Here is an 8,273-nt window from a genome sequence, read left to right as displayed (position 1 = left end):
TCACATAGTTTTTTAAGAATCACTGCTTATAAAATGATTAATTTTAACGCAAAGTTCTCAAAGTTTCACGCAAAGTTCAGCAAGTTTTAAGAAGAAGCTTCGCTTTGAAAAGCAAATTAAATTTGTGAAATTTGTGAAATTCGTGTTTTAATCTTAATAACTCATTTCCACAATTGTTTTTACCTTTTCTAGCGTAACGTTTTGTTTTTCACCTAAAGCTTTCCATCCTCTTTCTTCGAAACGGTTGACTACGAAATCAGCGGTGTTTTCAAAATTTTCTGTGTTTTCAGATAATTTGGTTTTCATGCCCATTTTGTGAAAGAATGCCACTGTTTTTTCGATGGCTTTTTCAGCAATTTCTTCGGTTGAATTTCCTTGAATGTTCCAAACGCGCTGCCCGTAGTGTGCTAATTTATCCATTTTAGTTTCAAACATTACTTTATATAAATTTGGACCAATGATAGCCAATGTTCTCGCGTGATCAATTTCGTATAAAGCCGTTAATTCATGACCAATCATGTGGGTTGCCCAATCGGACGGAACGCCTTTTTGAATTAAACCATTCAAAGCCATAGTAGCACACCAAACAAAGTTAGAAGCCAATTTATAATCACTCGGATTTTCAACAACATCGGGACCAATTTCAATTAGGGTTTGTAATATTCCTTCGGAAATTCTATCTTGTAATAAAGCATCGTGAGGATAGGTAATGTATTGTTCTAAAACGTGTGTAAAAGCATCGACCACTCCGTTTTGTAGTTGTCTTTTTGGTAACGAAGTAATAACGGTGGGGTCTACAATAGAGAAAACGGGGAATAAAGCACTTCCGCCCAACGTTAATTTTTCTTGAGTTGCTTCAATGGTAACCACAGCGCCCGAATTCATCTCAGAACCTGTTGCTGGTAAGGTTAAAACCGTTCCAAATGGAATTACTTTAGAAACATCTTTAAATAAAAGTCTTTTTTTAAGAATTTCGGATGCATCGCCTTCAAAATGTACTGCTGCCGAAATAAACTTGACACCATCAATTACACTTCCGCCACCAACAGCTAGAATAAATCCAATTTTTTCAGCTCTAATCAATTCAACCGCTTTCATCAACGTTTCAAAACGCGGATTGGGTTCGATGCCGCCAAATTCTATAATTTCATTTGCAAGAAATTGGGAATTTAAAGCCGCTTTTACTTGGTCGTACACACCATTTTTAAAAATACTTCCACCGCCATAAGCAATAAGTATTTTTGTATTAGAAGGAACTAAGTCTGTTAATTTAGCGATTTGCCCTTTGCCAAAGACATAGTTTACAGGGTTATATAATTCGAAGTTTGTCATTACAGGTTACTTTATCGAACAAATCTACAAAAGATAATTAATTGAAAATAGTAAAATTTGATTTAAACATAAATGACATATATGATCTTACAGAAAAATTATATATTTGATACATTATTGAAAATTTATTAATTAACAATTTAAATATGAAAAGATTATTTATTTTATGCGTGTTGGCAACTAATGTATTGATAGGTCAAGAAAATTACAACTCTAAATCATTGTTAATTAAATTTAATTCTGATTTATGGGATGTTTCCAAATTAAATTTAAATGAAAATACTTTTTCAATTTTCAATTTAGATTTATGGTTAAATGAAAATAAAATAAAAAAGATTACCCCTGTTGGGCAAGCAAAAACCACTTATACTTTCCAGATAGATTTTAAAGAACCATTAGATATTACAAAAAGCATCAATGTTTTAAAAACTTATCCTGAAATAAAACATATAGAACCAGATTATATTTCAGAAGGAGGAGGTAAAAAATACGAGGTTTTACAAACGCCAAATGATGCTCTATATAACAGACAATGGGGCGTCTTTAATAATGGTACTTTTAATGTTTCAGGAATGCCGTTTACTTCAGAAAACGATGCAGATGCGGATATAGATTTAGCCTGGGACTTTGAAACAGGCGATCCCAATATGTTAATTGCAGTACCAGATACTGGGTTTAGGTTAACTCATCCCGAATTAGCGGGTAGAATATGGACAAATCCAAATGAAATTGCAAACGATGGAATCGATAATGATAACAATGGAAAGATTGATGATGTGAATGGTTGGGATTTTGTAAATAATGACAATAACGCTACAGATGATCATGGCCATGGCACCAATTGTTCCGGAATATTGCTTTCAACAGGGAGTAACGGTATTGGTTATGCAGGTGTTAATTGGAACTCAAAACTACTCCCTTTAAAAGTGTTAGATTCAAACAATAGCGGACAATATTCATGGATGGCAAGTTCAATATATTATGCAGTAGATAGAGGAGTAAAAATCATTAGTATGTCTATAGGTGGCACTGGAAATAGTACAATATTGCAGGATGCAATTCAATATGCAATAACAAATAATGTGGTTTTTGTAACATGCATGATGAATTTTAACAATAATACAACGTATTATCCAGCAGGTTATGCAAGCACAATGGATGTTATAGCCGTAGGTTCAACAGATTCTGACGACGATAGGACAGCTCCTTTTTTTTGGGGCACTACATCTGGTAGTAATTATGGGAATCACATTACAGTAGTTGCGCCAGGGAATTATATATATAGTCTAAGTTTTTCGTCAGACACAAATTACAATAGTTATTGGGGAGGAACATCTCAAGCGACTCCATTAGTTGCCGGAATAGCATCGCTTTTACTTTCAAGAAATCCAAATTTAACACCATTACAAATAAAAAATCTTTTAAAATCCACCGCTCAGGATCAAGTAGGATTGCTTAGCGAAGATTTGCCAGGATTTGACCCATACATGGGATGGGGAAGAGTTAATGCATTCAATGCGTTTCAAACGTTGTCCAATGAAAATTTTACAATAAGTAACCAAGAGTTTAGTTATGTAAATCCTGTTAAAAATAAAAAATTCCAACTTATTTCAAAAAAGATGTATGGCAACTTAAATATTTATGTTTATTCATTAGACGGAAAACTCATTCAATCTGATAAACTTGATATTTATGAAGGAAAAAATGATATTACATTTAATCATCCTAAAGGCAGCTATATTTTAATTCTTGACACAGGAGCATATCAAAAAAACATAAAAATTGTGGTTAATTAAAAGTTATTAAGCCGAAAATTGAAAATAGTCTTTCAAATCGTTTTTATATAATTTTTTTTCCCAACTTTCTTTTGACAAATAAAAATAAATTACATTTCGGTCTTCAATTTCTGTTACTAAACCGATGCTTTTTTTGGTTTTAGCTAAATTTAAATAGAATAAAAAATGGTGATGTACATCAATATAATTTAAAAAAACCGCTGCCTTTTTGTAATATTTAAGCGCTTTTTTAGGCTCATTATTATAGAAATAACAGTTGCCCATTTTAAAATAAATATTGAATAAATTTTGAAATTTGTTAGGTTTGTTTTTAATCGTTTTTAACAACTTTTCACCCAAAGCAATTAGTGCTTCATTAGAATAAATATCAGTGTCTAATAAATCAATTAAATCTGCAATTTCAGCATTTTTTTCGACTAGATTCTTTGTCCAAAAAGAGTACAATTCTTTTTCGTTCCACATTGAAAACTCGCTCTTTTTTAACATAGATTTTATTTCGTTTGAAGTCTCAGTTTTGAAATAATTTTCGAGAAGAATGTTAAAAATAGATTCTTTAGTGTGATTTGATTCTTGTGAAGCTACATGAACTTTTACACCATTGAAATTAAAAGTTTTGTGATTATTTATCACTTTAAAACCTTTATAAACATGTAAATTAGAAGAGTCTGAAAGGAAAAGCTCAAAATTAGTAACTGCTTTTGATTCACTAAAGTAAAATAAATTTCTTTTTTTAAATAACGACTTGGAGAAATTATTTTTCGAAGATAGAGTTTGCTCAACAGGTTTTGCTAAGATAAAATTAGGGGGAATAGATAAAAACGACATTTTTTAGGGTATAAACATCTAGAAATTAGAACGATTAATAATTAATTTTATTTATAAATTTCAAATTTAAAGGATTTTTTTTTAAATATACAAGAGTTTTTGTAAGTATTTTCCAACAATTAGTTATTATTACACAAAATATAAAAAAATAACCCTAAATTTTTTTAATACTAATTAAATTTACTATGAAAAATTTAGTCTTTTTATTGGTTCTTAATTTATTTGTATTCAAGGGCTTTTCCTCATGCTATACAGGTAATAATTTATCAACTATTGAAATTAATTTTTCTAAAGTTGAGTCAAATTTAACCCTAAAAAAAATATTTGAAAAAGGAATTGAAACTCATCTAATCGACACACCTAATTTAATTATAAAACACTGTAAATCAGCATTTATTGATACTTATCATGCTAGTTTAAATAATATAACTACTGAAAATTGGACGAATTCTATTGCTTTAGGGGTTAAAAATTCTTTGGATATACAATTAATCAATGAATTAAACCTAAAACATTTTTCTTCAAGTTCAATCATTTTTCTTCTGTCAGGGATAATTATACTATTGGGATTATGGATTGCTTTATTACTAATTCGAAGCTCTAAATATAAAAAGGAAATGAATTCACTAAGTATTATTCATACTCAAAATGAACTATTAAAAAAAGAATTTGAAAGGCTCGAATTAACAGAAAACTTTAAGGAAACTACAGAAGAGCTTAATACTTCAATTCTTACTATTAAAAAAGTTGCGTTATTAAAAAAACAACTTGAGAATATTGTCGATGAAAAAAGCCCAAATTATAACGAAAAAGATACGCTGAAGAAATTAAAAGTATGTTTAAATTCCTTTTTTGATAATTACAAAGAATTATCTCAAATCATGCAAAAGAAATTAAGCGTTGATAAAATAGTTAATTTTATAAAGAAAAATCATCCGGAAATAACCGATAAAGAGATCAAGGTAATCGAATATATCGCTTTAAATTTTACGTCAAAAGAGATTGCATTATTGATGGATAAATCTGAAAAAAGTGTTGAATATTATAGAACTCAGATTAGAAAAAAAATTAAATTGAATTCGAGTAGTACTTTAGAAGAGTATCTTAATTCAAGATTAATGTAATTTATAATTCATTAAAACCTAATGTTCATTCGATATAAAATTAAGTATATTTGAAATAATAAATGGAAACAACTTTTAACATATATGATTTAATTACTGCATCAGTATTCATTTTGAATATATTTGTAGCGGGCATTTTTTTTGTTAGAAATTTCAAAATAAGTCTTACCCATAAACTTATTAGTTTTATACTTTTATTGCTCTTAATTAAAACATTTTCTATTCATTTATTCCTTTCAAAAGAAATACTAAATTTTCCACATTTTTTGTTGTTAAGCCATCTGATTTCACGAATTGGGCTTCCTATAATTTTTTTAATGTTGGTTTTTGAAGTAAATCAACGAAAATTCAAATGGTATGATGCGTTGCATGTTCTTCCAGTACTTTTATTTTTACTCGAATTCTGGGCGCTTTATTCAAAGACCGCAACGGAAAAAGTAGGTATAATAAATAAAATGTATAATGAAGGTTTTGAATCCCTTTGGTCAGAAGGAACCTATTTAACAGATAATACTATTTTTTTACTCCGTGTAACTCTTTTCTGTGGATATCTAATAGCGATGGGAGTTATTTTATTTAACAGCAAAAAGGGGATTAAATTAAGCAACAGTTTAAAAGACTTTTTTTCGGCATTATTACTCTATCTTTTTTTAAATTTAATTTCAATAGTTCTCTCTGACGTACTCTATTTATTCAATGAAAATAGCGTATTTGAAACAAATATCATTGAGTTTATAACTACTTTTTTAATGTTGGGTTATTTTTTCTTTATCCCAACTTTTATGTATGACCCATATTTTACAAAGGAAAACGAAGTAACGGTAGTTCAAAAAACCACATCATTTAAATCGGCTACCTATAATCATTTAGAAAAAATAGAGCAATATTTTAACCTTCATAAGTCTTATTTAAACCCTGATTATACCATCACGAAATTAGAAAGTGAAATAAAAATTCCTGCACGTCAAATTAGCAAAGCAATTAAATTAATTCGCAATCAAAATTTCAACCAATTCTTAAACGAATATAGGATCAATTATTTAGTGCAACATGTATCTGTAGAAACTGCTTTAAAGACTAACTTTCAAGATTTAGCCTTTCAAGTTGGGTTTAATAGTGTTAATAATTTTTATGCTCATTTTAAAAATTATGTAGGATGCACACCAAAAATTTATTATGACAATCTAAAAAAAGCTATTATTCCTGAAGAATAATTGTCAGTCCATCAAAATTAATCCTCAGCACTAAAATATTCCTTAGGCGTAACCCCAGCAATTCTTTTAAAATTCAAATAAAATGAATTGACACTCAAGTAGCCTAGTTTTCTGGCAATAGCCACAAAAGAATAGCGCTGCCATTGCTTGTTTTTACGCATCTCATTTAAAAGGAAGTAGGTTCTGCGATAATTTGCAAATTCTGAAAATTTAACACCATATGCTTTTTCAACTAAGTGTCGAATTTTGTATTCAGAAACGCCTAATTTTTCAGCAATTCCTTTTTGACTAAATGTAGGGTTTAAAAAAAAGCGCTCTGCCTCTACAATAGCTGTAAAACGATCAAAAAGCTGAGATTCATCATCTGATAATTGAATTTTTTTTGGCGACAATATTAGTATTAAAGAGCTTTCTAGAGGTCTAATTTCTCTTTTAATAACATTTGGCGATGAAATAGTAGGTAAAGCCACTTCAACCTTACTTTTATGATAAAACAACCACTCTGGAGTTATTAATATTTTAAAGAAAAAAATCAGGTTAAAAATAGAATATATAACAGGCATCCAATTAGTAATGGCATGGTTATCATAATAATATAAAACAACCATTAATGGAGGCAAATAATGAAACACCATAAAACTCATCATAAAGTAAATAAATTCACGTATCGATTTAGAGAGTATATCTTTCTTGAATTTTCGTATTAAGAACACAAACCAGACCAAGTAAAATGTAATTTGAAAAATTGCAAGTATGGGTATAAAATAATCAGGTAAAAACCCCTCATTAAATTTTGCGATACTATTGTTTTCAAGTAGAATAATTTTTTCGGAGGCAGATAAAATAAAATAATTGAAAAAATTAACAACATAAAGAAGTGCCGGTAAAAAATGCAACGCATCTTTCCATTTGAGTTTTTGTTTTCTAAAACCCCTGTAGATAGATAAAAACTGAATAGCAGGAATTAATAATGCGCAAAGCAAACCAGTTCTGCTTAAATGTGGGAAAAGGGTAAAAAAATTATTAAAATAAATAAAATTAATAAACATCCCATAACCCAGTATCAAAAATTGCAACGCAAGTAATTTTTTAAACAAACTTTTGTTCCAATTATAAAAAACAAAAACCAAGGCAAAAACAATACTACTAATAGTAGTTCCAATTTGCAGATAATAAGCTAATCTTTCCATATTGGGCGTTTTTAAGTACCACAAAAAAACAAATTTTATTTTCCAAAAATGATATAAAATTGACAAAGTATTCCTAAAAAATAAAAAAAGCGCACTTTTATTAAAAAAAAACAAAAAAATAATTTAGGGTAAAATTTAAAATCACATTACATATAAATAAAAGTTTCTATTGAATTTTTTAGGGTATAAGTAATGATTATAAAAAGTAATTTCAGAAAAAAGTAGTTCAAAAACAAATTGTGAAATAATAATAAAGTAGGCTATTATATTTTTATATCGTAAAAAAATTAGGTTTAATTCAACCTTGTTTTTAAAGTTAAAACAGGCATTAGCTCTTAATTATATTAATACAACACAGCTTAAAGCGAATGGCATGAATCAACTTTATTTATCATCTAAAAATAGTAATGATACATCCCAAAATACTTTTTTACAAAAGCAACACAAAATAATAAAATTACTTATGAGTAACTTTTTACCTAATCAAATTGCTAGCACAATAGCTACCAACCGTTCTCAAAACCCTAATTTCAAAACCAATAATGGTTTCCTTAAAAATTTGATGGCAATTTTTGCTTTGGGATTTTTATTGTTGGGCACGAATACCACTGTAAACGCACAAACCAACGCCAATTGCTACGGTCCTTACAATTCTACTCCAGCAGCAGTTTGGGGAATTGCTGAGAAGTTTGCATCCAATCCTGTAATTTGGAATGGAGGAACACCTACTGCTGCCGATATGGACGGCGACGGTATTTCAGAAATTCTAGTGCCGGCGTCAGATTTTTCGGG

The 8,273-nt window shown here is 29.1% G+C and carries 7 protein-coding genes; 4 read left to right on the top strand and 3 right to left on the bottom strand.

Features of this window, described 5'->3' with window-relative positions; translation table 11 throughout:
• Nucleotides 1-153: 153 nt before the first annotated feature.
• Nucleotides 154-1,332 carry an iron-containing alcohol dehydrogenase gene (locus ACIQZC_RS07180; protein WP_396138555.1) on the bottom strand — a complete coding sequence of 393 codons (1,179 nt, stop codon included), beginning with the start codon at nucleotides 1,330-1,332 and terminating at the stop codon, nucleotides 154-156.
• Nucleotides 1,333-1,478: 146 nt separating this feature from the next.
• On the opposite strand from ACIQZC_RS07180, the gene ACIQZC_RS07175 reads away from it, so the two are divergent.
• Complete coding sequence (locus tag ACIQZC_RS07175; protein ID WP_396138554.1) at nucleotides 1,479-3,128, top strand: S8 family serine peptidase; 1,650 nt, start codon at nucleotides 1,479-1,481, stop codon at nucleotides 3,126-3,128.
• A gap of 6 nt (nucleotides 3,129-3,134) precedes the next feature.
• Here the strand turns inward: ACIQZC_RS07175 and ACIQZC_RS07170 are convergent, their stop codons facing one another.
• Nucleotides 3,135-3,758: a hypothetical protein gene (locus ACIQZC_RS07170; RefSeq protein WP_396138553.1), complete on the bottom strand. Its 624-nt coding sequence runs from the start codon at nucleotides 3,756-3,758 to the stop codon at nucleotides 3,135-3,137.
• A 380-nt stretch (nucleotides 3,759-4,138) separates the two neighbouring features.
• Between ACIQZC_RS07170 and ACIQZC_RS07165 the strand changes: the two genes are divergently transcribed.
• Together ACIQZC_RS07165 and ACIQZC_RS07160 are read left to right on the top strand one after the other, a co-directional pair.
• A complete protein-coding gene (locus ACIQZC_RS07165; protein WP_396138552.1) occupies nucleotides 4,139-5,077 on the top strand; it encodes a helix-turn-helix transcriptional regulator in 939 nt (312 codons plus the stop codon).
• A gap of 317 nt (nucleotides 5,078-5,394) precedes the next feature.
• Nucleotides 5,395-6,291 carry a helix-turn-helix domain-containing protein gene (locus ACIQZC_RS07160; protein ID WP_396138551.1) on the top strand — a complete coding sequence of 299 codons (897 nt, stop codon included), beginning with the start codon at nucleotides 5,395-5,397 and terminating at the stop codon, nucleotides 6,289-6,291.
• Nucleotides 6,292-6,308: 17 nt separating this feature from the next.
• Here ACIQZC_RS07160 and ACIQZC_RS07155 read toward each other — a convergent pair whose 3' ends face one another.
• Nucleotides 6,309-7,481, bottom strand: a complete 1,173-nt coding sequence (locus tag ACIQZC_RS07155; protein WP_396138550.1) for a helix-turn-helix domain-containing protein — start codon at nucleotides 7,479-7,481, stop codon at nucleotides 6,309-6,311.
• Nucleotides 7,482-7,944: 463 nt separating this feature from the next.
• On the opposite strand from ACIQZC_RS07155, the gene ACIQZC_RS07150 reads away from it, so the two are divergent.
• On the top strand, nucleotides 7,945-8,273 hold a 329-nt coding region (locus tag ACIQZC_RS07150), incomplete at its 3' end, for a hypothetical protein (RefSeq protein WP_396138549.1).

The organism is Flavobacterium sp., from assembly GCF_044338735.1.
Lineage (GTDB): Bacteria > Bacteroidota > Bacteroidia > Flavobacteriales > Flavobacteriaceae > Flavobacterium.
This window is presented reverse-complemented; position numbering and strand designations above follow the sequence as displayed.